18 protein-coding genes are annotated in these 22,711 nt (G+C 71.3%); 14 read left to right on the top strand and 4 right to left on the bottom strand.

Features of this window, described 5'->3' with window-relative positions; translation table 11 throughout:
• The first annotated feature begins 236 nt into the window (after nt 1–236).
• From ABZZ74_RS04060 to ABZZ74_RS04050, 3 genes are all read left to right on the top strand, one after another.
• Entirely contained in the window at nt 237–803 is a 567-nt protein-coding gene (locus ABZZ74_RS04060; protein ID WP_356761690.1) for an SAV_6107 family HEPN domain-containing protein, read from the top strand.
• Nucleotides 804–1,097: 294 nt separating this feature from the next.
• Nucleotides 1,098–1,868 (top strand): methyltransferase, encoded by a 771-nt coding sequence (locus ABZZ74_RS04055; protein ID WP_356761688.1) that lies wholly within the window; start codon nt 1,098–1,100, stop codon nt 1,866–1,868.
• A gap of 275 nt (nt 1,869–2,143) precedes the next feature.
• Nucleotides 2,144–2,533 carry a DUF3040 domain-containing protein gene (locus ABZZ74_RS04050; RefSeq protein WP_133042857.1) on the top strand — a complete coding sequence of 130 codons (390 nt, stop codon included), beginning with the start codon at nt 2,144–2,146 and terminating at the stop codon, nt 2,531–2,533.
• Between the two features lie 265 nt (nt 2,534–2,798).
• Here ABZZ74_RS04050 and ABZZ74_RS04045 read toward each other — a convergent pair whose 3' ends face one another.
• The 4 genes from ABZZ74_RS04045 to ABZZ74_RS04030 all read right to left on the bottom strand — a co-directional run bounded on the left by ABZZ74_RS04045 (nt 2,799) and on the right by ABZZ74_RS04030 (nt 8,470).
• Nucleotides 2,799–5,264, bottom strand: a complete 2,466-nt coding sequence (locus ABZZ74_RS04045; RefSeq protein WP_356761685.1) for a DUF3488 and transglutaminase-like domain-containing protein — start codon at nt 5,262–5,264, stop codon at nt 2,799–2,801.
• On the bottom strand, nt 5,261–6,634 hold the full coding sequence (locus tag ABZZ74_RS04040) for a DUF58 domain-containing protein (RefSeq protein ID WP_356761683.1): 1,374 nt from the start codon (nt 6,632–6,634) through the stop codon (nt 5,261–5,263). Before ABZZ74_RS04040 ends, ABZZ74_RS04045 begins: the two co-directional genes overlap by 4 nt.
• Entirely contained in the window at nt 6,634–7,674 is a 1,041-nt protein-coding gene (locus ABZZ74_RS04035) for a MoxR family ATPase (protein ID WP_356761681.1), read from the bottom strand. Before ABZZ74_RS04035 ends, ABZZ74_RS04040 begins: the two co-directional genes overlap by 1 nt.
• A 250-nt stretch (nt 7,675–7,924) precedes the next feature.
• Nucleotides 7,925–8,470 carry a carbonic anhydrase gene (locus ABZZ74_RS04030; RefSeq protein WP_356761679.1) on the bottom strand — a complete coding sequence of 182 codons (546 nt, stop codon included), beginning with the start codon at nt 8,468–8,470 and terminating at the stop codon, nt 7,925–7,927.
• A gap of 331 nt (nt 8,471–8,801) precedes the next feature.
• Between ABZZ74_RS04030 and rsmH the strand changes: the two genes are divergently transcribed.
• The 11 genes from rsmH (at nt 8,802) to ftsZ (ending at nt 22,705) form a co-directional block, all read left to right on the top strand.
• Entirely contained in the window at nt 8,802–9,758 is a 957-nt protein-coding gene (gene rsmH, locus ABZZ74_RS04025) for a 16S rRNA (cytosine(1402)-N(4))-methyltransferase RsmH (protein ID WP_356761677.1), read from the top strand.
• Between the two features lie 51 nt (nt 9,759–9,809).
• The gene (locus tag ABZZ74_RS04020) at nt 9,810–10,349 is read left to right on the top strand and encodes a septum formation initiator family protein (protein ID WP_356761675.1); all 540 of its coding nucleotides are present in this window, start codon (nt 9,810–9,812) and stop codon (nt 10,347–10,349) included.
• Between the two features lie 5 nt (nt 10,350–10,354).
• Nucleotides 10,355–12,310 carry a penicillin-binding protein 2 gene (locus ABZZ74_RS04015; protein ID WP_356761672.1) on the top strand — a complete coding sequence of 652 codons (1,956 nt, stop codon included), beginning with the start codon at nt 10,355–10,357 and terminating at the stop codon, nt 12,308–12,310.
• Between the two features lie 161 nt (nt 12,311–12,471).
• Entirely contained in the window at nt 12,472–13,992 is a 1,521-nt protein-coding gene (locus ABZZ74_RS04010; protein WP_356761670.1) for a UDP-N-acetylmuramoyl-L-alanyl-D-glutamate--2,6-diaminopimelate ligase, read from the top strand.
• Between the two features lie 4 nt (nt 13,993–13,996).
• Nucleotides 13,997–15,412, top strand: a complete 1,416-nt coding sequence (murF, locus tag ABZZ74_RS04005) for a UDP-N-acetylmuramoyl-tripeptide--D-alanyl-D-alanine ligase (protein WP_356761668.1) — start codon at nt 13,997–13,999, stop codon at nt 15,410–15,412.
• Nucleotides 15,412–16,482, top strand: a complete 1,071-nt coding sequence (gene mraY / locus ABZZ74_RS04000; protein ID WP_133043089.1) for a phospho-N-acetylmuramoyl-pentapeptide-transferase — start codon at nt 15,412–15,414, stop codon at nt 16,480–16,482. The genes murF and mraY overlap by 1 nt, the downstream gene beginning before the upstream one ends.
• Nucleotides 16,464–17,897 (top strand): UDP-N-acetylmuramoyl-L-alanine--D-glutamate ligase, encoded by a 1,434-nt coding sequence (gene murD / locus ABZZ74_RS03995; protein ID WP_356761666.1) that lies wholly within the window; start codon nt 16,464–16,466, stop codon nt 17,895–17,897. Before mraY ends, murD begins: the two co-directional genes overlap by 19 nt.
• Before the next feature lie 20 nt (nt 17,898–17,917).
• On the top strand, nt 17,918–19,279 hold the full coding sequence (gene ftsW, locus ABZZ74_RS03990; protein WP_356761664.1) for a putative lipid II flippase FtsW: 1,362 nt from the start codon (nt 17,918–17,920) through the stop codon (nt 19,277–19,279).
• Between the two features lie 6 nt (nt 19,280–19,285).
• Nucleotides 19,286–20,383: an undecaprenyldiphospho-muramoylpentapeptide beta-N-acetylglucosaminyltransferase gene (gene murG, locus ABZZ74_RS03985; protein ID WP_356761662.1), complete on the top strand. Its 1,098-nt coding sequence runs from the start codon at nt 19,286–19,288 to the stop codon at nt 20,381–20,383.
• Nucleotides 20,384–20,426: 43 nt separating this feature from the next.
• Complete coding sequence (locus tag ABZZ74_RS03980; protein WP_356761660.1) at nt 20,427–21,230, top strand: FtsQ-type POTRA domain-containing protein; 804 nt, start codon at nt 20,427–20,429, stop codon at nt 21,228–21,230.
• Nucleotides 21,231–21,508: 278 nt separating this feature from the next.
• Nucleotides 21,509–22,705 carry a cell division protein FtsZ gene (gene ftsZ, locus ABZZ74_RS03975; protein WP_133042843.1) on the top strand — a complete coding sequence of 399 codons (1,197 nt, stop codon included), beginning with the start codon at nt 21,509–21,511 and terminating at the stop codon, nt 22,703–22,705.
• Nucleotides 22,706–22,711: the final 6 nt, after the last annotated feature.

Raw genomic sequence — 22,711 nt, 5'->3', positions numbered from 1 at the left:
CGAAGACCCGGCCGCGAGGGCCCCTGAGTCCGAGGCCGCGGGCCGTGACACCGGTACCGGGCACGTTCCCCCCATCCCCTGGTCTTGTAGTGGTTCTGAACTGACTGGTCAGTGCAAAAACTACTCCGAACCTTCGATCGAAGCAAAAGGGCTGGTCAGAACGGATTGTCAGTGGCATACCGCACGATGGGCACATACGGCATCCGTGCCGTTACCCAGATGACAGGAGGTTCGTCATGGCCAGCTATCACGCAGCAGCCGCCCGTCGGCGCCGCGCCACCGGCCCTGCCCCCTCACTGACCGGTCCGGCGAGCGACGTCCATCCGGTGCTGCGCCGCGCCGCCGCCCCGCCGGCCGCCCTCGACCTGCTCGCCCAGGCCCGTGCCGGGCTCGACGAGGCGGCCGTGCTGGAGACTCCGAACGAGCGCTACGCCACCGCCCACCTCGCCGCCCTGCGCACGGCCGCGGCGGTGCTCGCGGCGCGGGGCCGCCCGGAGAGCACCGCGCGACGCCGGGCACGCATCCGGAGCGCTTGGGAAGTGCTCCCCGAGATCGCGCCCGAACTCACCGAGTGGAGCGCGCTGTTCGCCTCCGGGGCCCGGCGCCGCGCCCGGGCCGAGGCCGGTATCCAGGGCGCGGCGAGCCGCCGGGACGCCGACGACCTGATACGCGACGTGGCGATGTTCCTGCGCCTCGTCGAGCGCATGCTCGTGCTCCAGCCGGTCCTGCCCCAGCCCCGCCAGGACCCCGACCACCCGGAAACGGCCCCGGAGAACGACCGCGACTTCCCGGACGCGGGATGAGCGCGGGTGTGGGGGAGCGGACTGCGAGCGGGGGTGTGGGGCGAGCGGACTGCGCAGCCGTTCCGGGTCCGGGCAGCGGGACGGCGGCCGGCGTGGACGCTCGAGGGCTGGGGGGACGGCCGGGAGTCCAGCGGGCGAGACGTTGTGCGGGGCGGGGTGCCGAGGTGGCCTGGCGGGACGTTCGAGGCAATAGGGTGGAGGGCGCCTGAAGCCTTCCCTCCGTACGCCGGGCCGGGAGGCAGCCCGTTCGCTCCGCCGTGCAACAGGCGGTGCCGCGCCGAGGAGTCAACTGCCGTGTCGGACCCGCTGCGACCCCGCGCCTCCCTCCGTACCGCCGTGGTCTGGGAGGTCCTCCAGGACGCCCTCGACCGCCGCGTCAAGGCCACGGGACGGCAGGCGCTGGACGTCCTCGACACCGGAGGCGGCAGCGGCAACTTCGCGGTGCCCCTCGCCCGCCTCGGCCACCACGTCACCGTCGTCGACCCCAGCCCCAACGCCCTGTTCGCACTCGAACGCCGTACCGCCGAGGCGGGCGTCGCCGACCGCGTCCGGGGCGTCCAGGGCGACGCCCACGGCCTCTTCGACGTGGTCGAGCGCGGCGGGTACGACGTCGTGCTGTGCCACGGCGTCCTGGAGTACGTCGACGACCCGGCGGAGGGCCTGCGCAACGCCGTGGCCGCCCTGCGCACCGAGGGCGTCCTCAGCCTGCTCGCCGCCGGTCTCGGCGGCGCCGTGCTGGCCCGAGCGCTCGCCGGGCACTTCAAGGAGGCCCGCCAGGCGCTCGACGACCCGAACGGCCGCTGGGGCGCCGGGGACCCCGTGCCGCGCCGCTTCACCGCCGAGCAGCTCACCGCGCTCGTCGAGGGCGCGGGCCTGCGGGTCGGTGCCGTGCACGGCGTGCGGGTCTTCGCCGACCTGGTCCCGGGCGTGCTCGTGGACACCGAGCCCGGCGCGATGGAGGCGCTGCTGAAGCTGGAGGAGGCGGCCGCCGAGCTCCCCGCCTTCCACTCCGTGGCCACCCAGCTCCATGTGCTCGGGGAGACCCCGGAGGCCACCGAGGCCTGAGTGACCCCTGTGCCGCGCCGCTGATCAGCGGCGCGAGTGCGCATGGAGTACGCCACAGGCCCCCCGAACGGGGGCTTGGCGCCGTATGATCGAAGGAGATCACCCGGCATGACGGGTCGGCCGCTGGGGAATGGAAGATTCAGCGAGCCGGGACGTCGATGGCGGAATCCGGTTGGCCAATTGGCGCAGAGGGGCGGGTTTCACGGGGGCGATTCCCTGCCTATCCTGAAGGGACCCCCGGGTCGCCCCGGCGACTGCACGATGAGGAGGACTCCGTGCCGCTCTCGGAGCACGAGCAGCGCATGCTCGAGCAGATGGAGCGAGCGCTGTACGCCGAAGATCCCAAGTTCGCGTCGGCGCTCGAGGGAAGCGGGCTGCGTACGTACACCCGGCGGCGGGTCTACCAGGCGGTCGCGGGCTTCCTCGTGGGTATCGCGCTCCTCATGGCTGGAATGGTCGCCAAGCAGGTCTGGCTGAGCGTGGTGGGCTTCCTCGTCATGCTGGGCTGCGCGGTCCTCGCCGTGACCGGCTGGCGCAAGGCGCCCAAGCCGGGCGAACAGCCCGCCGGCGCCCCGCAGGCGCGCCGTCAGGCCCGGCAGAAGCGCTCGATGATGGACCGGATCGAACAGCGCTGGCAGCGCCGCCGCGACGAGCAGGGCCAGTAGCGCTCCCGACGACTCCGAGGGGTGACCACCACCGGTGGTCACCCCTCAGCCATGCCCGCAGGCCGGGCTCAACCCGGGCGCCGGCTCCACCGAGCGGCTGAGCGACCGGCCGGCTCCGGTGAGTGGTTGAAGCGGCTGAACCGGCAGTGCGGCTGAGCGGCTGAATCGGCAGTGCGGCGTTTCCGGAGGGTCGGGGAACAGCAGTCGGCCCCGGCTCGGACGTTCCGAGCCGGGGCCGATCATGGTGTGCGCGGCGGGCGGGAGGTCAGCCGCTCTGCCGGCCCGGTTGGCCCGACGGTCGGCGGATCAGCGTGGCCCAGCGGTCGGCCATACGGGCCTTGACGGCCGTCCAGCGGTCCGACAGGTCCCACAGGGCGCGGACGGCCGAACGCGGTGCGATCACCGCACGGACCCGGGTGGTCCGGTTCGCCCGGGAGCGCAGGGCCGACCGCAGCGCGCGGACATCGTCCGCCAGACCCGGTACCGCCCGCGGCCGGGGCGCGTACAGCACCTGTTCCACGGCTCCCGCCACCCGGTGGACCCGCTCGGCCGTCGCCGGATCCAGCACCCCGAGCCGCACGATCCGCGCGGCCGCCTTCCTCGGGGTCAGCGCGTCGTCCGGCACGATGCCGTAGTCCCAGGCCGTGTCCGTCAGCTCACGCCAGACGGCCAGCACATGCCCGGTCGCCACCTGCGCGGCGTGACGGGCGTCCGCCTCGACCTCCATCGCCGCCACTCCGGCCGGGTCCCCGCCGCCGGAGGACGCGTGCTGGGCCGAGGCCAGCCGTGCCGAGCGCCGTCGCAGCCGCCAGAGCATGGGCAGCAGCGGTACGCCGATCACGAGGAGGGCGAGGACCCCCCAGCCGGCGTACCAGTACCAGGGGTGCCCCTCGATGCCCGGCTTGGCGGTGTCCAGCGGAGCGGCGACGCCGCAGTCCTGGAGCTTCTTCTCCTGCACCGAGCAGCTGGCGTTCGACGACGGCGCCGCCGACGCGGACGATCCCGCCGACTGCGAGGGCTGCACGACGTCGGGCAGGCTGTTGCCCGGCGTGTCCGACTGCGTGTACGGGGGAGTGACGCCCCGGCTCGGGGTCGGCTCGAAGCGGGTCCAGCCCACGCCCTCGAAGTACAGCTCGGGCCAGGCGTGGGCGTCCTTCAGACCGACCGACACCGACTGGTCCGACTGCGGGGAACCGGGGGCGAAGCCCACCGCGACCCGCGCGGGTATGCCGAGGATGCGGGCCATCGTCGCCATCGCGAAGGAGAAGTGGACGCAGAAGCCCTCCTTGTCCTTCAGGAACTTGGCGATCGCGTCGGGACCGGTGCCGACCTGCACCTGCGTGCTGTACTGGAACCCGCCGTCGACGGTGAACCAGTCCTGGAGCTTGACGGCCTGCTCGTAGTGGTTGGTCGTGCCGGCGGTGACCTGCCGGGCGGTCTTCGCCACCACCGAGGGCACCGAGTTCGGCACCTTGGTGTAATCACGCCTGATCGCCGCGGGCGCCTCCGGGGCGTTCGCGAGCTGCTCCGCCGTCGGCTGCACGTCCAGGCTCTTGACCAGGTACGTCTTGCCGCGCGTGGATTCCCCGTGGTCGCCGACCAGGGTCATGCCCACCGGTTCGTAGCGCCAGTTGCCGTCGATGTCCACGCCGCTGGGCGGGTAGGGCATCGGCAGCCAGTCCTGCGCGTACCAGTCGGCGGCCGAGATCCGGGTCTCGATCTCCGTGCGCCTGACGTCCGGCGCGAGGCCGGTCGGGGTCGGGAACTTGCCCGGCACGGAGGTGATGTGCCGCTTGGAGGGCTTCCAGGTGCTGCCGTCGAAGTCGTCCAGGGACACGATCCGCAGATACATGTCCGAGAGGTCGTTGCTGCTGGTCCGCAGGGACAAGACCTGGCGGTCCTCGTCCACGTTCAGACTGTCGCGCAGCGAGACCAGCGGATTGACCGCGGAGATCGTGCCCCCGCCGCCGTTGCCCACGCCCACGCCGGTCCCCGCGCCGTCCAGCAGCCCGCCGCTCATCGAGGGCAGCGCGACCGGCACCACCAGCGCGATGCCCAGAGCGAGCACGCCGATGCGGCGCCCGGTGCGGACCGGCGCGACCGCGCCCAGTTCCCCGCCCGGAGTCCGTGGCGCTCCGCCGAACACGCGCCCCCACTGGGAGAGCCGGTCCCGGCCCTCGGCCAGCAGCAGCATCAGATAGCCGCCCGCCGCGACCAGGAACCGCGCCCATTCCGCATGCCCCTCGTACAGCCCCGCGGCCACCGAGTACAGCGCCAGCAGCGGCAGTCCGGCCGGGGCCGCGCTGCGGAAGGTCACCGCGAGGGTGTCCACCGCGAGCCCGACGATCATGACCCCGCCCAGCAGCATCAGCCGGATGCCGTCCGACTCCAGCGGCGCCGGTATCGCGTACCGCGCGATGTCGTCGCCCCCCTGCCGCAGCAGGTCGGAGAAGTGCCGGAACGCCTCGGGGCCGGGCACGATCCCGAGGAAGGCCTGGTGCCGCGCGAAGACCAGGGTCAGCATCAGCAGCGTGACCAGGGCCTGGGCCGCCACCGTCAGCGGCCGGGCCAGCGGTACCCGGCGGGTCGCCGCGCCCACGCCCGACTGGACGCCCAGCATGACGGCCGCCTGCAGCATCCAGGTGGCCGGCGAGACCAGTGGCTGCAGGGAGAAGGAGGCCAGCAGGGTGGCCGCCCAGGCGCACAGCGCCAGCCGTGTCCGCCCGCTCATGCACCCGCCCCCTCACCGCTCGGCCCGCCCGCCGCGGCCAGGCCCGTGCGCTCACGGTCCGCCTGCCGCCACAGCTCGCCCAGCGAGACGCCCCGCGGCACGCTCAGAGCGGTCCAGCCCGCCTCCCGCAGCATCCGCAGCCGCTCCTCACGCCTGTCCAACGGCCCCGGCACATCGCTCGGTTCCCGCACCCACGCCTCGCTGTCGAGCAGGAAGGCGAGCGCACCCCCGCTGCGCTGGCGCATCTTGGCGGCGATCGCCGTCTGCTCCTGGTCGAGGTCGCCGAAGAAGGCCACCAGCAGCCCCTCGTTCCCGCCGCGCAGCACGTCGTACGCGCGGGACAGGCCCGCGCCGTCGGAGTGGTCGACCACCGCGAGGGTGTCCATCATCAGCCCCGCCGAGTCGGCCGTCTCCTGGCTCGCGCCCGCGAACCCCTCGGCGCCCTCGCCGGGCACCGAGTTGCCGGTGTCCGTCAGCAGCCGCACGGAGAAGCCCCGTTCGAGCATGTGCACCAGAACGGACGCGGCGCCCGAGACCGCCCACTCGAAGGCCGAGTCGGGGCCCGCGCCCGCGAAGGCGATGCCCCTGGTGTCCAGCAGTACCGTGCACCGGGCGCGCTGGGGCTGCTCCTCGCGGCGCACCATCAGCTCGCCGTAGCGGGCGGTGGAGCGCCAGTGGACGCGGCGCAGGTCGTCGCCGTAGCGGTAGCCCCGCGGGATGACGTCGTCCTCCCCGGCCAGGGCAAGCGAGCGTTGCCGCCCGTCGCCGTAGCCCTTGGCCTCGCCGCTCAGGCGAATCGGCGGCAGCGGCTCCACGCGCGGGATCACCGTCAGGGTGTCGTACGAGGAGAAGGAGCGGGTCAGCTCGCACATGCCGAACGGGTCGGTCAGGCGCAGCTGGAGCGGGCCCAGCGGATACCGGCCGCGCAGGTCGGAGCGGACGCGGTAGGAGACCTCACGGCGTCCGCCCGGCTCGACCCGGTCCAGCACGAAGCGGGGCCGGGGCCCGAGGACATAGGGCACCCGGTCCTGGAGCATCAGCAGGCCCGTGGGCAGCCGGGAGACGTTGTCCATCCGCAGATGGACACGGGCCTCGCTGCTCGCGGGCACGCGCGCGGGGGAGAGCCGGCGGCTGCCGGCCACCCGGTAGCGCGTGCGGTACAGGAACGCGGCGCAGACGAGGGGCAGCGCGGCGAGCAGCAGGCCGACCCGCAGCAGATCGCTCTGGCCGAGCACATAGGCGCAGATGGCAGCGGCGATGCCCGCCGCGAGGAAGGACCGGCCGCGGGTGGTCAGGCCCGCCAGGGCGGTACGGACGCCGCCCTTCTCGCCCCGGTCGGCCTCCGTGTGCCCGGTCCCTCCGAAGGTCATCACAGCCTCCGCGGCGGTTGCTGGCCGTACGCCTGCGCGCCGTGGCCGAGGCCGCCGAAGCCACTGGGCTGCTGGGGCGCCGCGGGCACCGGCGTGCGCTGCAGGATCTCCTGGACGACCTGCTCGGCGGTGCGGCGGTTGAGCTGGGCCTGCGCGGTGGGCAGCAGACGGTGGGCGAGGACGGCGACGGCGAGCGCCTGCACGTCGTCCGGCAGGGCGTACTCCCGGCCGCTGAGGGCCGCGGACGCCTTCGCGGCGCGCAGCAGGTGCAGCGTCGCGCGCGGGGAGGCCCCGAGTCTGAGGTCGGGGTGGGTGCGGGTGGCGGCGACCAGGTCCACCGCGTACCGCCGGACCGTTTCGGCGACATGGACTCCGCGCACTGCCTCGATCAGCTTCACGATGTCGTGCGCGTGCGCCACCGGCTGCAGGTCCTCCAGCGGGGAGACGCCACCGTGCACGTCGAGCATCTGCAGCTCGGCCTCCACGCTGGGGTAACCCACCGAGACCCGGGCCATGAAACGGTCGCGCTGCGCCTCGGGCAGCGGGTAGGTGCCCTCCATCTCCACCGGGTTCTGCGTGGCCACCACCATGAAGGGGCTCGGCAGCTCATAGGTCTGCCCGTCGATGGTGACCTGGCGCTCCTCCATCGACTCCAGCAACGCCGACTGGGTCTTGGGCGAGGCGCGGTTGATCTCGTCGCCGATCACGATCTGCGCGAAGATCGCGCCCGGCTTGAACTCGAAGTCCCGGCGCTGCTGGTCCCAGATGGACACACCCGTGATGTCCGAGGGCAGCAGGTCGGGCGTGAACTGGATACGCCGCACGGAACAGTCGATGGACCGCGCCAGCGCCTTGGCGAGCATGGTCTTGCCCACGCCGGGGACGTCCTCGATCAGAAGATGTCCCTCGGCGAGAAGTACGGTCAGCGAAAGCCGTACGACCTCGGGCTTGCCCTCGATCACTCCTTCCACCGAACTGCGGACCCGCTCCACAGTGGCAGTCAGATCTGTAAGGCTCGCTCGATCGTCATAGGTCGTCACCCGGCCCTCCTCGGCCCGTTCTTTCTCCGGGCCGTCGCTCTGCGATGCGGACCGGCCCACCCCTGGAACACGGACACCACGCGTGAAAAGTTCCGCGTGACGCCACACCCGCATTCTTGCTGCCGTTACCGTTTCGTGTCACTCGACTGTGGACAAGTGGCCGCGATATGTCGGGTTTTGCGGTGCTTCAGCTCCAGCATGCGCGTGTTCGAAGTAAAACGAGAGGGCCGGGTGACGTCTCCGTGACCGGTTACGCCGGGTCGATCTCGCGGAGCAGACCCGTCCGCACGTCGAAGACGAAGCCGCGCACGTCGTCGGTGTGCAGCAGGAACGGCGAGGTGCGCACCCGCTGCATGGACTGGCGCACGTCCTGGTCCACGTCGCGGAAGGCCTCCACCGCCCACGCCGGGCGCTGGCCGACCTCCATCTCCAGCTCGGTGCGGAAGTCCTCGGTGATCGCCTCCAGACCGCAGCCGGTGTGGTGGATGAGAACGATGCTGCGGGTGCCGAGCTTGCGCTGGCTGATGGTCAGCGAGCGGATCACGTCGTCGGTGACCACGCCGCCCGCGTTGCGGATGGTGTGACAGTCGCCGAGCTGCAGGCCGAGCGCCTTGTGCAGGTCGATGCGGGCGTCCATGCAGGCCACCACGGCGACGTGCAGCACGGGACGGGCGTCCATCCCGGGGTCGGCGAACTCGGCGGCGTACCGCTCGTTCGCCTCGACGAGGCGGTCGGTGACCGTGCCGCCGCTTATGGCGCCTTCGGACTCGGTGGTTACGGATGCAGAAGTCGTCATGGTCACAACGGTACTGGTCACGGAGGTTCCGGTCTCGGTGTGAGAGCGGGAAAGAGCGTCATCACGTCCCTCTTGTGAGGTAGCCCACACAGGTGGCGATGGCTGGGCCGTCAGGGTGGTTTTCCCTGGTTTGCCGCTTGGCACGCATGCCGGGCCGCCACGCGCAGGCCGGTTGATTGACCGCGAGACACCGTGGACTAAAGTGACGCGAAGCGGGAGGCGAGGCCCTCCCTGCTGGACGAACTTCCCGGAGGCCCCCACGCGGACGGCCTCTCCACGTGCGCGGGGACCCGGCGGTGCGTACGGCCCGCGCCGGACCTGAGAGGGCCCCTTGAGCAACAGTCGACATGTCCCGGTGATGCTCCAGCGGTGCCTGGACCTGTTGGCCCCCGCCCTTCAGCGGCCCCAGGCGGTCGTCGTCGACTGCACCCTCGGGCTCGGCGGGCACAGCGAGGCCCTGCTCGAGCGCTTCCCCGAGGCCCGGCTGGTCGCCCTCGACCGCGACAAGGAGGCGCTGCGCCTGTCCGGCGAGCGGCTCGCCCCGTTCGGCGAGCGCGCCACCCTGGTGCACGCCGTCTACGACGAGCTGCCCGACGTACTGGAACGACTCGGCATCGCGCGCGTGCAGGGCGTGCTGTTCGACCTCGGCGTCTCCTCCATGCAGCTCGACGAGGCCGACCGCGGCTTCGCCTACGCCCAGGACGCCCCGCTCGACATGCGCATGGACCAGACGACCGGCATCAGCGCCGCCGAGGTCCTCAACACCTACCCGGCCGGCGAACTCGTCCGCGTCCTGCGTGCGTACGGCGAGGAGAAGCAGGCCAAGCGGATTGTCGCCGCCATCGTGCGCGAGCGCGACAAGGAGCCCTTCGACAACAGCGCCCGTCTGGTGGAACTGATCCGGGACGCGCTGCCGCAGGCCGCCAAGCGTACTGGCGGCAACCCGGCCAAGCGCACCTTCCAGGCGCTACGCATCGAGGTCAACGGTGAGCTGTCCGTGCTGGAGCGGGCGATCCCGGCCGCGGTGAAGGCGCTCGACGTCGGCGGACGCATCGCGGTGCTGTCGTACCACTCGCTCGAGGACCGCCTGGTCAAGCAGGTCTTCGCGGCGGGTGCCGCCACCACCGCGCCTCCCGGGCTGCCCGTCGTCCCCGAGCGGTACCAGCCCCGGCTCAAGCTGCTCACGCGTGGTGCCGAACTTCCCACCGAGGAAGAGGTCGCCGAGAACCGGCGGGCGGCACCGGCGCGACTGCGCGGGGCCGAGCGCGTCAGGGAGGACATCGAGTGAGGGGCGTGAGCGGGTTGGAGATCCGGACTCACCAGGTTGGCTGGGGGCGGTGTGAGTAGGAAACCCGAACTGAGGGGGCGGGCCGCCCGTCTCGCCCGGCTCTTCCCCGGGGCGCCGAGCCGCGGACAGGCGGCCCGTACCCCCTTCGTCCTGCTCGTCGTGCTCCTCCTCGGCGGCGGCCTGATCGGGCTCCTGGTGCTGAACTCCGCGCTCAGCGAGGGCTCGTTCAAGCTCGACGACCTGCAGAAGAACACCAAGAACCTCACCGACGAGGAACAGGCGCTCCAGCGGGACATCGACGCCTACTCCGCCCCCGAGGCCCTCCAGCGCCGCGCCCGCGAGCTGGGCATGGTCCCCGGCGGTGACCCCGCCTTCCTGAACCCGAACGGCACCGTGAGGGGCGTCCCCTCGGCCGCCGCCGAGCAGTCCTCCGCGCAGCTGCCGCTCGTCCTGCTCCCGCCGGAGACCATCGGCTCCTCACCGGCACCCGACACCAGCGCGGCCGCGTCCCCCACGACCAACGGGACCCCTTCGGCCGACGAGACCCCGGCGGTCACCATCCCCGCCCCGACGACGACCCTCGGCAGGTGACGGAAGTGTCCGACAGGGAACCGCCGCGCCGCCGGGTGCCCGGCCCGGCCCGCCCCGCCGCCGGTCAGCGACGGCCCGGCCCCGGCGCCCGTCCGGCGGCCCGCCGCCCGGCGACGGGCCGGCCCGTGGCCCCGAACCTCCTCAAGCTCGGCAGCCCCCGCCCCCGGCTGCGCATGGTCGCGCTGGCGCTCACCCTGGTGCTGATCGCGTTCGTCGTACGGCTGCTGCAGGTCCAGGCCGTCGACGCGAGCACGTACGCCGCCAAGGCCGAGCAGAACCGGTACGTCGTGCACACCCTGGCCGCCGAGCGCGGCGGGATCACCGACCGCAACGGGGTGACCCTGGCGACCAGCGTGGACGCCTACGACCTCACGGCCGACCCGACGATGTTCACCCGTGCCCAGCTGAAGATCGACGACGGCCCGGAGCAGGCGGCCGCGCTGCTCGCGCCGATCCTCGGCCAGGACCAGGCCACCCTCGTCAAGAAGCTGCGGCCGGCCAACAAGAAGCTGCGCTACGTCCTGCTCGCGCGCCGTCAGACGCCGCAGGTCTGGACGCAGATCAAGGACCTGAGGAACGCGCTCACCCAGAAGGCGGCGACCGACCCGCGCACCGCCAACGTCCTGGCCGGCGTCTTCGCCGACCCCAGCAGCAAGCGCGTCTACCCCAACGGCGACCTCGCCGCCGGGATACTGGGCTGGGTCAACGACACCGGCCAGGGCGGCGGAGGCGTCGAGCAGGAGCTGAACAAGGAACTGGCCGGCAAGAACGGCAAGATCCGCTACGCCCAGTCCGGCGGCCGGCTCATCCCCACCGCGGGCTCCGCCGAGACGCCCGCGGTGCCCGGCAGCGACGTCGAGCTCACCATCGACCGGGACATCCAGTGGGCCGCCCAGAACGCGATCAGCGAGCAGGTCAAGAAGTCCGGGGCGGACCGCGGGTACGTGATAGTGCAGGACACCCGGACCGGCGAGATCCTCGCCATGGCCAACTCGCCCGGCTTCGACCCCAACGACCTGTCCAAGGCGGACCCGAACGCCCTGCACAACTGGGCCGTCGAGGACGCCTACGAGCCCGGCTCCACCGCCAAGATCATGTCGATGGCCGCCGTACTGCAGGAGAACGTGGCCACCCCGCTGACGCATGTCGTGGTGCCCAACCGGCTGCACCGCGGCGACCGGCTCTTCAAGGACGACATCGACCACGCCACCTGGGACCTCACCCTCAACGGCGTGCTCGCCAAGTCCAGCAACATCGGCACCATCCTGGCGACCGGCCAGCTCGGCAAGACGCAGACGCAGGCCAACAAGGTCCTCTACTCCTACCTGCGCAAGTTCGGCATCGGCAGCTACAGCGGACTCGACTTCCCGGGCGAGACCAAGGGCATCCTCGCGCCGCCCGACAAGTGGTCGACCTCGCAGCAGTACACGATTCCTTTCGGCCAGGGCGTGTCCCTCAACGCCATGCAGGCGGCGTCCGTCTACTCGACGATCGCCAACGGCGGCGTCCGTGTCGAGCCCACCCTCGTCCGCGGCGCCAAGGGGGCCGACGGACGCTTCACGCCGACCGCCAAGCCCCAGAAGACCAGGGTGGTCAGCGCGAAGACGGCGAAGACGCTCGCCCAGATGCTGGAGTCGGTCGTGGACGACCAGGAGGGCACCGGCACCAAGGCGCGGATCCCCGGCTACCGGGTCGCGGGCAAGACGGGTACGGCCAACCGCGTGGATCCGGCCACCGGCAAGTACCGCGGATACACGTCCTCGTTCGCCGGTTTCGCCCCCGCGGACAACCCGCGCGTGACCGTCTACTGCGCCATCCAGAACGCGACGAAGGGCAGTTACTTCGGCGGCCAGATCTGCGGACCCATCTTCAAGGAGGTGATGGAGTTCGCACTGAAGACCCTCCAGGTCCCGCCCACCGGCGCGAAGCCCGCGGCCCTGCCCGTCACCTTCACACCCTGATCAGCGCAACCAGCCAGGAACGCTCCGTGACCATGATCACTCCCGACTCCGGCAAGCCGGACGCCCCCCGCCCCTCGCTTCGCTCCCGGGCGGGTGCGCCCGGTACGCTCACCGCCGTGCCACACGCTGATCAGTCCCAAACCACCCAGAAGGGCGTTTCCGTGACATATCCGGGGCCGCCACGACCGGTTCAGGTCTCCGCCACACCCCTCGCGGAGCTCGCCGATCAGCTGGGTGCCGCAAGGCCCGAGAGCGCCGCGGAGGTCACGGGCATCACGCATGACTCACGCGCGGTCCGCCCCGGCGACCTGTACGCCGCCCTCCCGGGCGCCCGTCTGCACGGCGCGGACTTCGCCAACCAGGCCGCCGGCCTCGGCGCGGTCGCGGTGCTGACGGACCCGACCGGCGCCGAGCGCGCCGCGGCCACCGGCCTTCCGGTCCTGGTCGTCGACGACCCGCGCGGGCGGATGGGCGAACTGGCGGCCACCATCTACGGCCACCCGGGCCGCGACCTGCTGCAGATCGGCATCACCGGCACCTCCGGCAAGACCACCACCGCCTACCTCGTCGAGGGCGGTCTGAAGACCAAGAACAACACCGGCCTGATCGGCACGGTCGAGATGCGCATCGGCGACGAACGCATCAAGTCCGAGCGCACCACCCCCGAAGCCACCGATCTGCAGGCCCTGTTCGCGGTGATGCGCGAGCGCGGGGTCGAGGCGGTCGCCATGGAGGTCTCCAGCCACGCCCTGGTTCTCGGCCGGGTCGACGGCTGCGTCTTCGACATCGGCGTCTTCACCAACCTCAGCCCGGAGCACATGGAGTTCCACTCCGGCATGGAGGACTACTTCCAGGCGAAGGCGCAGCTGTTCACACCGCGGCGCAGCAGACTCGGCGTGGTCAACGTCGACGACGAGTACGGCCGCCGGCTCGCGGTGGAGGCGACCGTCCCGGTCGTGACGTACTCCGCCGAGGGCCACCCGGACGCCGACTGGCGGGCCGAGGACGTCGTGATCGGCCAGCTCGACTCCACGTTCACCGTGATCGGCCCCGAGGGCGAGCGCATCGAAGCCAGGGCGCCCCTGCCGGGCCCCTTCAACGTGGCCAACACCCTCGCCGCGATCGTCGCCCTCGCCGCCGCGGGCCTGGACCCGCAGGCCGCCGCCGACGGCGTCGCCGCGGTGCCGGGCGTGCCCGGGCGGCTGGAGCGCGTGGACGCCGGACAGCCCTACCTCGCGGTCGTGGACTACGCCCACAAGACCGACGCCGTCGAGTCGGTGCTGCGCGCCCTGCGCAAGGTCACCGAGGGCAGACTGCACGTCGTGCTCGGCTGCGGAGGCGACCGGGACAGGACCAAGCGCGGCCCGATGGGCGCCGCCGCGGCCCGCCTCGCCGACACCGCCGTACTGACCTCCGACAACCCCCGCTCCGAGGACCCCCTCGCCATCCTTGCAACCATGCTCGAGGGCGCGGCGTCCGTACCAGCACACGAACGCGGTGAGGTCCAGGTCTTCGAGGACCGGGCGGCCGCGATCGCAGCGGCCGTCGCCCGGGCACGGCCCGGAGACACCGTGCTCGTCGCGGGCAAGGGCCACGAGCAGGGCCAGGACATCGCCGGGGTGGTCCGTCCCTTCGACGACCGCCAGGTGCTTCGAGAAGCCATCCAGCAGACCCAGGGATGAACTTGTGATCGCCCTCTCTCTCGCCGAGATCGCCTCAGTCGTCGGCGGGCAGACGCATGACATACCGGATCCGTCCGTCCAGGTCACCGCTCCGGTCGTCCGGGACTCGCGGGAGGTGCAGCCGGGCGGGCTCTTCGTCGCCTTCGTCGGCGAGCACGTCGACGGCCACGACTTCGCCCGGCAGGTCGTGGCGGCGGGCGCGGTGGCCGTCCTGGGCTCGCGGCCCGTCGGCGTGCCCGCGATCGTCGTGGACGACGTCCAGGCCGCCCTCGGCGCCCTCGCCCGTCATGTCGTACGCCGCCTCGGCGCGACCCTCGTGGCGCTCACCGGCTCCGCGGGCAAGACCAGCACCAAGGACCTCATCGCCCAGGTGCTGCGGCGCAAGGCGCCGACGGTGTTCACGCCCGGCTCGCTCAACAACGAGATCGGGCTGCCGCTCACGGCCCTGTCCGCCACCGAGGACACCAGGTTCCTCGTGCTGGAGATGGGCGCCCGCGGCATCGGCCACATCCGCTACCTCACCGAGCTGACCCCGCCCAGGATCGGGCTGGTGCTCAACGTCGGCTCCGCGCACATCGGCGAGTTCGGCGGCCGCGAGCAGATCGCGCAGGCCAAGGGCGAACTCGTGGAGGCCCTTCCGTCGGCACAGGACGGCGGCGCCGCGATCCTCAACGCGGACGACCCGCTCGTACGGGCCATGGCGTCCCGTACGAAGGCGAAGGTGGTCCTCTTCGGCGAGGCCGACGAAGCGGACGTACGCGCCGAGAACGTGCGACTCACGGACACCGGACAGCCCGCCTTCCGGCTCCACACACCCTCCGGTGCAAGCGATGTGACCATGCGCCTGTACGGTGAGCACCACGTGTCGAACGCGCTCGCCGCGGCCGCCGTCGCCCATGAGCTGGGCATGTCCGCGGAAGAGATCGCCACCGCGCTCTCCGAGGCGGACTCCCTCTCCCGCTGGCGCATGGAGGTCACCGAGCGACCGGACGGCGTGACCATCGTCAACGACGCCTACAACGCGAACCCCGAGTCCATGCGAGCCGCCCTGCGCGCGCTCGCGGCGATGGGCCGGGGGCGGCGGACCTGGGCGGTGCTCGGCAAGATGGCCGAGCTCGGGGACGAGGCGCTCGCCGAGCACGACGCGGTCGGACGGCTCGCCGTCCGGCTCAACGTCAGCAAGCTCGTCGCGGTCGGGGGCAGGGAAGCGTCCTGGCTGCAACTGGGCGCATATAACGAGGGTTCGTGGGGTGAGGAGTCGGTGCACGTGTCCGACGCACAGGCGGCGGTCGACCTGTTGCGCAGCGAGTTGCGCCCGGGGGACGTCGTGCTTGTGAAGGCGTCCCGTTCGGTCGGCCTCGAGAGCGTCGCCCAGGCGCTGCTCGCGACCGGTGCCGAGGGTGAGGTCGCTGCCCGATGATGAAGCAGATCCTGTTCTCGGGAGTCATCGGTCTGTTCCTGACCCTGGTCGGCACCCCGCTGCTGATCAAGCTCCTGGCCCGCAAGGGCTACGGGCAGTACATCCGGGACGACGGCCCCCGTGAGCACGCCAGCAAGCGCGGTACGCCGACGATGGGCGGCATCGCCTTCATCCTGGCCACGGTCGCCGCCTACTTCCTCTCCAAGGTGATCACCGGCTACGCGCCCACCTACTCGGGCCTGCTGGTGCTCGGCCTGATGGTCGGCATGGGCCTGGTCGGCTTCCTCGACGACTACATCAAGATCGTCAAGCGCCGTTCGCTGGGCCTGCGGGCCAAGGCGAAGATGGCCGGACAGCTGATCGTCGGCATCTCCTTCGCCGTGCTCGCCCTGCAGTTCCAGGACGCCCGCGGCAACTCCCCGGCCTCCACGAAGCTGTCGTTCATCACCGACTTCGGCTGGTCGATCGGCCCGGTGCTGTTCGTGGTCTGGGCGCTGTTCATGATCCTCGCGATGTCGAACGGCGTGAACCTGACGGACGGTCTGGACGGCCTCGCCACCGGCGCCTCCGTCCTGGTCTTCGGCGCCTACACGTTCATCGGCGTCTGGCAGTTCCAGGAGTCCTGCGCCAACGCGCAGACCCTGACCAACCCGGGCGCCTGCTACGAGGTGCGCGACCCGCTCGACCTCGCGGTCATCGCCTCCGCGCTGATGGGCGCCTGCCTCGGCTTCCTGTGGTGGAACACCTCGCCCGCCAAGATCTTCATGGGCGACACCGGCTCGCTCGCCCTCGGCGGCGTGCTGACCGGTCTGGCCATCCTCTCCCGCACGGAGCTGCTGGTGGCCCTCATGGGCGGTCTGTTCGTCCTCATCACCATGTCGGTGGTCATCCAGGTCGGCTCGTTCCGGCTCACCGGCCGGCGCGTCTTCCGGATGGCGCCACTCCAGCACCACTTCGAACTCAAGGGCTGGTCCGAGGTCCTGGTGGTGGTCCGCTTCTGGATCATCCAGGGCATCTGCGTGATCGTCGGACTGGGCCTCTTCTACGCGGGATGGGCAGCGGACAAGTGACCGACCGGCAGGGGCTCTCCCTGGAGGGCAAGCACGTCACCGTCGCCGGGCTCGGCGTCTCCGGCATCCCGGCGGCCAAGGTGCTGCATGCGCGCGGGGCGGTCGTCACGGTCGTCAACGACGGCGACGACGCACGCGCGCGTGAACAGGCCGCCGAGCTGGAGGCCCTGGGGGTCACCGTGCGGCTGGGAGACGGCGCCACCCTGCCCGACGGCACGGAACTCGTCGTCACCGCGCCCGGCTGGAAGCCGGACAAGCCGCTGTTCACCGCGGCCCGCGAGGCGGGCGTCGACATCTGGGGCGACGTCGAGCTCGCCTGGCGGCTGCGCGGACCCGACGCGGCCCCCTGGCTCGCCGTGACCGGCACCAACGGCAAGACCACCACCGTCCAGATGCTGGCGTCGATCCTGAAGGCGGCGGGTCTGCGCACGGCGGCCGTCGGCAACATCGGCGTCTCGCTGCTGGACGTCGTGCTCGGCGAGGAGCAGTACGACGTCCTGGCGGTGGAGTTGTCGAGCTATCAGCTCCACTGGGCACCCTCCCTGCGGGCGCACTCGGCGGCAGTGCTCAACCTCGCCCCCGACCATCTCGACTGGCACGGCTCCATGGAGGCCTACGCCCGGGACAAGGGCCGTATCTACGAAGGCAATCGGGTCGCCTGCGTCTACAACGTCGCCGACAAGGCCACCGAGGACCTGGTCCGCGAGGCCGACGTCGAGGAGGGCTGCCGGGCCATCGGATTCACCCTCGGCACCCCCGCACCCTCCCAACTCGGCGTCGTGGACGGCATCTTGGTCGACCGCGCCTTCGTGGAGAACCGGCAGAAGAACGCCCAGGAGCTCGCCGAGGTCTCCGACGTCCAACCGCCGGCCCCGCACAACATCGCCAACGCCCTTGCCGCGGCGGCCCTCGCGCGTGCCTTCGGGGTGCCCCCCAAGGCCGTACGGGACGGGCTTCGGAACTTCACACCGGACGCGCACCGCATCGCGCACGTGGCCGATGTCGACGGTGTCGCCTACATCGACGACTCCAAGGCCACCAACACCCATGCAGCGGAAGCCTCATTGGCGGCATATGAGTCGATCGTATGGATTGCGGGCGGACTCGCCAAGGGTGCGACCTTCGACGAGCTGGTCGCCAAGTCGGCAAAGCGACTTCGCGGTGTCGTGCTCATCGGACAGGACCGCGCCCTGATCCGCGAAGCCCTCGTGCGACACGCGCCGGAAGTACCCGTCGTCGACCTCGACCGGACCGACACTGGGGCGATGCTCGCGGCCGTCCGGGAGGCCCGGCGGCTCGCGGTCGCAGGCGACACGGTGCTGTTGGCTCCCGCCTGTGCCTCGATGGACATGTTCGCCAACTACAACAGGCGCGGTGACGCGTTCGCGGAGGCGGTTCGCGAACTCGGCTCCTGACCGACGCAGCGGAGGCGCTGATGCCCAGTAGCCGTACCGGACGGCCGCCCGTGCAGCGGGCCGTCAGACGTCCCGCCGCTTCCCGGCCGTCCCGTGACAACCCGCTGCGGCGCGCCTACGCCAACGCCAAACGCGCCTGGGACCGGCCGCTGACCGCCTACTACCTGATCGCCGGCGGCAGTTTCCTGATCACCGTGCTCGGCCTGGTCATGGTCTACTCGGCCTCCCAGATCACCGCGCTGCAGATGTCCCTGCCCGGCTCCTATTTCTTCCGCAAACAGCTGCTCGCGGCCGTGATCGGCGGCGTCCTGCTGCTGATCGCCTCACGGATGCCGGTCAAGCTGCACCGGGCGCTGGCCTACCCGATCCTCGCGGGCGCCGTCTTCCTGATGGCGCTGGTGCAGGTGCCGGGGATAGGGATGTCGGTCAACGGCAACCAGAACTGGATCTCGCTCGGCGGCTCCTTCCAGATCCAGCCCAGCGAGTTCGGCAAGCTCGCGCTGGTTCTGTGGAGCGCCGACCTGCTGGCCCGCAAACAGGACAAGAACCTGCTCAACCAGTGGAAGCACATGCTGGTGCCGCTGGTGCCGGTCGCCTTCCTGCTGCTCGGGCTGATCATGCTCGGCGGCGACATGGGCACGGCGATCATCCTCACGGCGATCCTGTTCGGCCTGTTGTGGCTGGCCGGGGCGCCCACCCGCCTCTTCGTCGGCGTGCTGTCGATCGCCGCCACCCTCGGTGTGATCCTGATCAAGACCAGCCCCAACCGTATGGCCCGGCTCGCCTGCATCGGCGCCACCGAGCCCCGGTCCGGGGCCGCCGACTGCTGGCAGGCCGTGCACGGGATCTACGCCCTCGCCTCCGGCGGAATCTTCGGCTCCGGGCTCGGTGCGAGTGTGGAAAAATGGGGCCAACTCCCGGAAGCGCACACGGACTTCATCTTCGCCGTCACCGGTGAGGAACTGGGCCTGGCGGGGACGCTGTCGGTGCTCGCCCTCTTCGCGGCTCTAGGCTATGCGGGTATCCGCGTGGCCGGACGTACGGAGGACCCCTTCGTCAGGTATGCCGCGGGAGGCGTGACCACCTGGATCACCGCGCAGGCGGTGATCAACATCGGTGCGGTGCTCGGCCTGCTACCGATCGCCGGCGTCCCCCTCCCGCTGTTCTCCTACGGAGGATCCGCCCTGCTGCCGACCATGTTCGCCATCGGGCTGCTGATCGCGTTCGCGCGCGACGAGCCCGCTGCGCGGGCGGCGCTTTCCCTGCGGCAACCCCGCTTTGGTAGAAAGCGAGCGGGAGGCGCCATGCGGGACCGGGGGCCTCGGAGATGGAACACGATGCGACGGCGGGCGCCCACGGCGCGGCCGTCCGGAGAGCGGTGAATTTCGGTGCATGTCGTACTCGCCGGTGGGGGGACCGCCGGCCACATCGAGCCCGCGCTCGCCCTCGCGGACGCCCTGCGCAGGCAGGACCCGACCGTGGGGATCACGGCCCTGGGCACGGAGCGGGGCCTGGAGACCAAGCTCGTCCCGCAGCGGGGCTACGAGCTCGCGCTGATCCCCGCCGTACCGCTGCCCCGTAAGCCCACGCCCGAGCTGATCACCGTCCCGGGCCGGCTGCGCGGCACGATCAAGGCGACCGAGCAGATCCTGGAGCGCACCAAGGCGGACGCGGTCGTCGGCTTCGGCGGCTATGTGGCGCTGCCCGGCTATCTCGCCGCCAAGCGCCTCGGTGTGCCGATCGTCATCCACGAGGCCAACGCCCGCCCGGGCCTGGCCAACAAGATCGGCTCCCGGTACGCGGCCCAGGTGGCCGTCGCCACCCCGGACAGCAAGCTGCGCAACTCCCGCTACATCGGGATCCCGCTGCGCCACTCCATCGCCACCCTGGACCGGGCGGCAGCCCGTCCCGAGGCCCGGCACATGTTCGGCCTCGACCCCAACCTGCCCACGCTGCTGGTCTCCGGCGGCTCGCAGGGCGCCCGCCGCCTCAACGAGGTGGTCCAGCAGGTCGCGCCGTGGCTGCAGCAGGCCGGCATCCAGATCCTGCACGCGGTCGGCCCGAAGAACGAACTGCCGCATGTGCAGCAGATGCCAGGAATGCCCCCCTACATCCCGGTAAGTTACCTGGACCGGATGGATCTCGCGTACGCCGCGGCCGACATGATGCTCTGCCGCGCGGGCGCGATGACCGTCGCCGAACTCTCCGCCGTCGGACTCCCGGCCGCCTACGTCCCGCTGCCCATCGGCAACGGCGAACAGCGGCTGAACGCCCAGCCGGTGGTGAAGGCCGGCGGCGGACTGCTGGTCGACGACGCGGAACTGACGCCCGACTGGGTGCGGGAGAACGTCCTGCCCGTGCTCGCCGACCCGCACCGGCTGTACGAGATGTCCCGCGCGGCAAGCGAGTTCGGCCGCCGGGACGCCGACGACCTGCTCGTCGGCATGGTGTACGAGGCGATCGCCGCCCACCGTGCACACCGATAGGGCTGACAGGGCTGTATTTCCGTGTGGGTGAAGGGCAGGGGCCGTGGCCGGACCGACGACCGTGGAGCGCGGGGAACGCCAGCAGGAGTCGTCCGGTCCGCCCCTCGCCCGGCGGTTGCGACGGATGGTGCGGCGACGGCTTCGTACGATCATCATGCTCGCCGTCGCGATGGTCTTCCTCGGTACGGCCGGTCTCTGGGCGTTGTTCGGCTCCTCCTGGACGCGCGTGGAGCGCGTGACGGTCTCCGGTACCAGGGTGCTGACGCCCGCGGAGGTGAGCGAGGCCGCCGAAGTCCCCGTCGGGGCGCCGCTGATTTCCGTCGACACCGATGCGATCGCGTCACGACTGCGCCGGAAACTGCCCCGAATTGACACGGTTGACGTGGTTCGTTCGTGGCCCCATGGAATCGGCCTGAAAGTGGTTGAGCGCACTCCGGTTCTGATTGTCCAAAAGGGCCGAAAGTTCGTCGAAGTGGACGGCAAGGGCGTCCGTTTCGCCACGGTTTCCGAAGCGCCGAAAGGCGCTCCCGCGCTCGAATTGAGCATCTCCCGCTCGGGTTCCGCCGCCGCGAGCCTGCGCCGCTTCGGCGAGGACCGATTGGTGCGCGAGGCGGTGACGGTGGCCCGGTCCATTCCGGCCGCCGTCGCGCACGAGACCCGGAGCGTCAAGGTGCGTTCCTTCGACGACATCTCGCTGGAGTTGGGCGACGGCCGCACGGTCGCGTGGGGAAGCGGCGAGCGGGGCGCGCTGAAGGCCCGTACGCTCACCGCCCTGATGAAAGCGGCGCCGGACGCGCGGCACTTCGACGTCTCGGTTCCCACCGCCCCGGCGTCATCGGGGAGTTGACGCACATCGGCGCAGGCCAGCACCCTGGTTGGGCAGCGCTATGGCTGATCACATAGGGTGAAAAGAAAAACGGGAGGTTCGGCGTGTTCGTTGAACGTGCGCCACTTGTCGACTTAGTGTCCTGTTCGGAAGACTCCAGCGAACAGTCACACTGGTAACCCTAAACTTCAACGTTAGGGTTCGGGTCGGCGCTACGGACCGTCCCATTCGGCATCAGTCGTCGGATCGCGCTCACCCGCGAAACGGCGACACGTAACTCGAGGCGAGAGGCCTTCGACGTGGCAGCACCGCAGAACTACCTCGCAGTCATCAAAGTCATCGGTGTCGGCGGCGGTGGTGTCAATGCCATCAACCGGATGATCGAGGTCGGTCTCAAGGGCGTCGAGTTCATCGCCATCAACACCGACGCGCAGGCGCTGTTGATGAGCGACGCCGACGTCAAGCTCGACGTCGGCCGCGAACTCACCCGCGGACTCGGCGCCGGAGCCAACCCGGCCGTCGGCCGCAAGGCCGCCGAGGATCACCGCGAGGAGATCGAGGAGGTCCTCAAGGGGGCCGACATGGTCTTCGTGACGGCCGGTGAAGGCGGCGGCACCGGCACCGGCGGCGCGCCCGTCGTGGCCAACATCGCCCGCTCCCTGGGCGCCCTCACCATCGGCGTGGTCACCCGCCCGTTCACCTTCGAGGGCCGGCGCCGCGCCAACCAGGCCGAGGACGGCATCGCCGAGCTCCGCGAAGAGGTCGACACCCTCATCGTCATCCCGAACGACCGGCTGCTGTCCATCTCGGACCGCCAGGTCTCGGTGCTCGACGCCTTCAAGTCCGCGGACCAGGTCCTGCTCTCCGGTGTCCAGGGCATCACCGACCTCATCACCACCCCCGGCCTCATCAACCTCGACTTCGCCGACGTCAAGTCCGTGATGTCCGAGGCCGGTTCCGCCCTCATGGGCATCGGCTCGGCCCGCGGCGACGACCGCGCGGTGGCCGCGGCGGAGATGGCCATCTCCTCGCCGCTGCTGGAGGCGTCCATCGACGGCGCCCGCGGTGTGCTGCTCTCCATCTCCGGCGGCTCCGACCTCGGTCTGTTCGAGATCAACGAGGCCGCCCAGCTGGTCAGCGAGGCGGCCCACCCCGAGGCCAACATCATCTTCGGCGCGGTCATCGACGACGCCCTCGGCGACGAGGTCCGGGTCACCGTGATCGCGGCCGGCTTCGACGGCGGCCAGCCGCCGGCCCGCCGGGACAACGTCCTCGGCTCGTCCTCCGCCTCCTCCCGCCGTGAGGAGCCCACTCCGGTACGGCAGCCGGAGTCCCGCCCGTCCTTCGGCTCGCTCGGCAGCGTCACGCCGAAGGAGGACCCGGAGCCGGCGCCGGAGCCGGCCGCCGACCTCCCGGTCTCCCCGCCGGTCCCGCCGTCCCGGTCCTACACCGACAGCGCGGCCGAGGAACTGGACGTACCGGACTTTCTCAAGTGATCCTTC

Origin of the sequence: Streptomyces sp. NPDC006476 (genome assembly GCF_040612015.1) — a bacterium.
Classification (GTDB): domain Bacteria; phylum Actinomycetota; class Actinomycetes; order Streptomycetales; family Streptomycetaceae; genus Streptomyces; species Streptomyces griseorubiginosus_B.
Note: the sequence above shows the minus strand (reverse complement) of the source record. Positions and strands in the feature narration are given on the sequence as shown.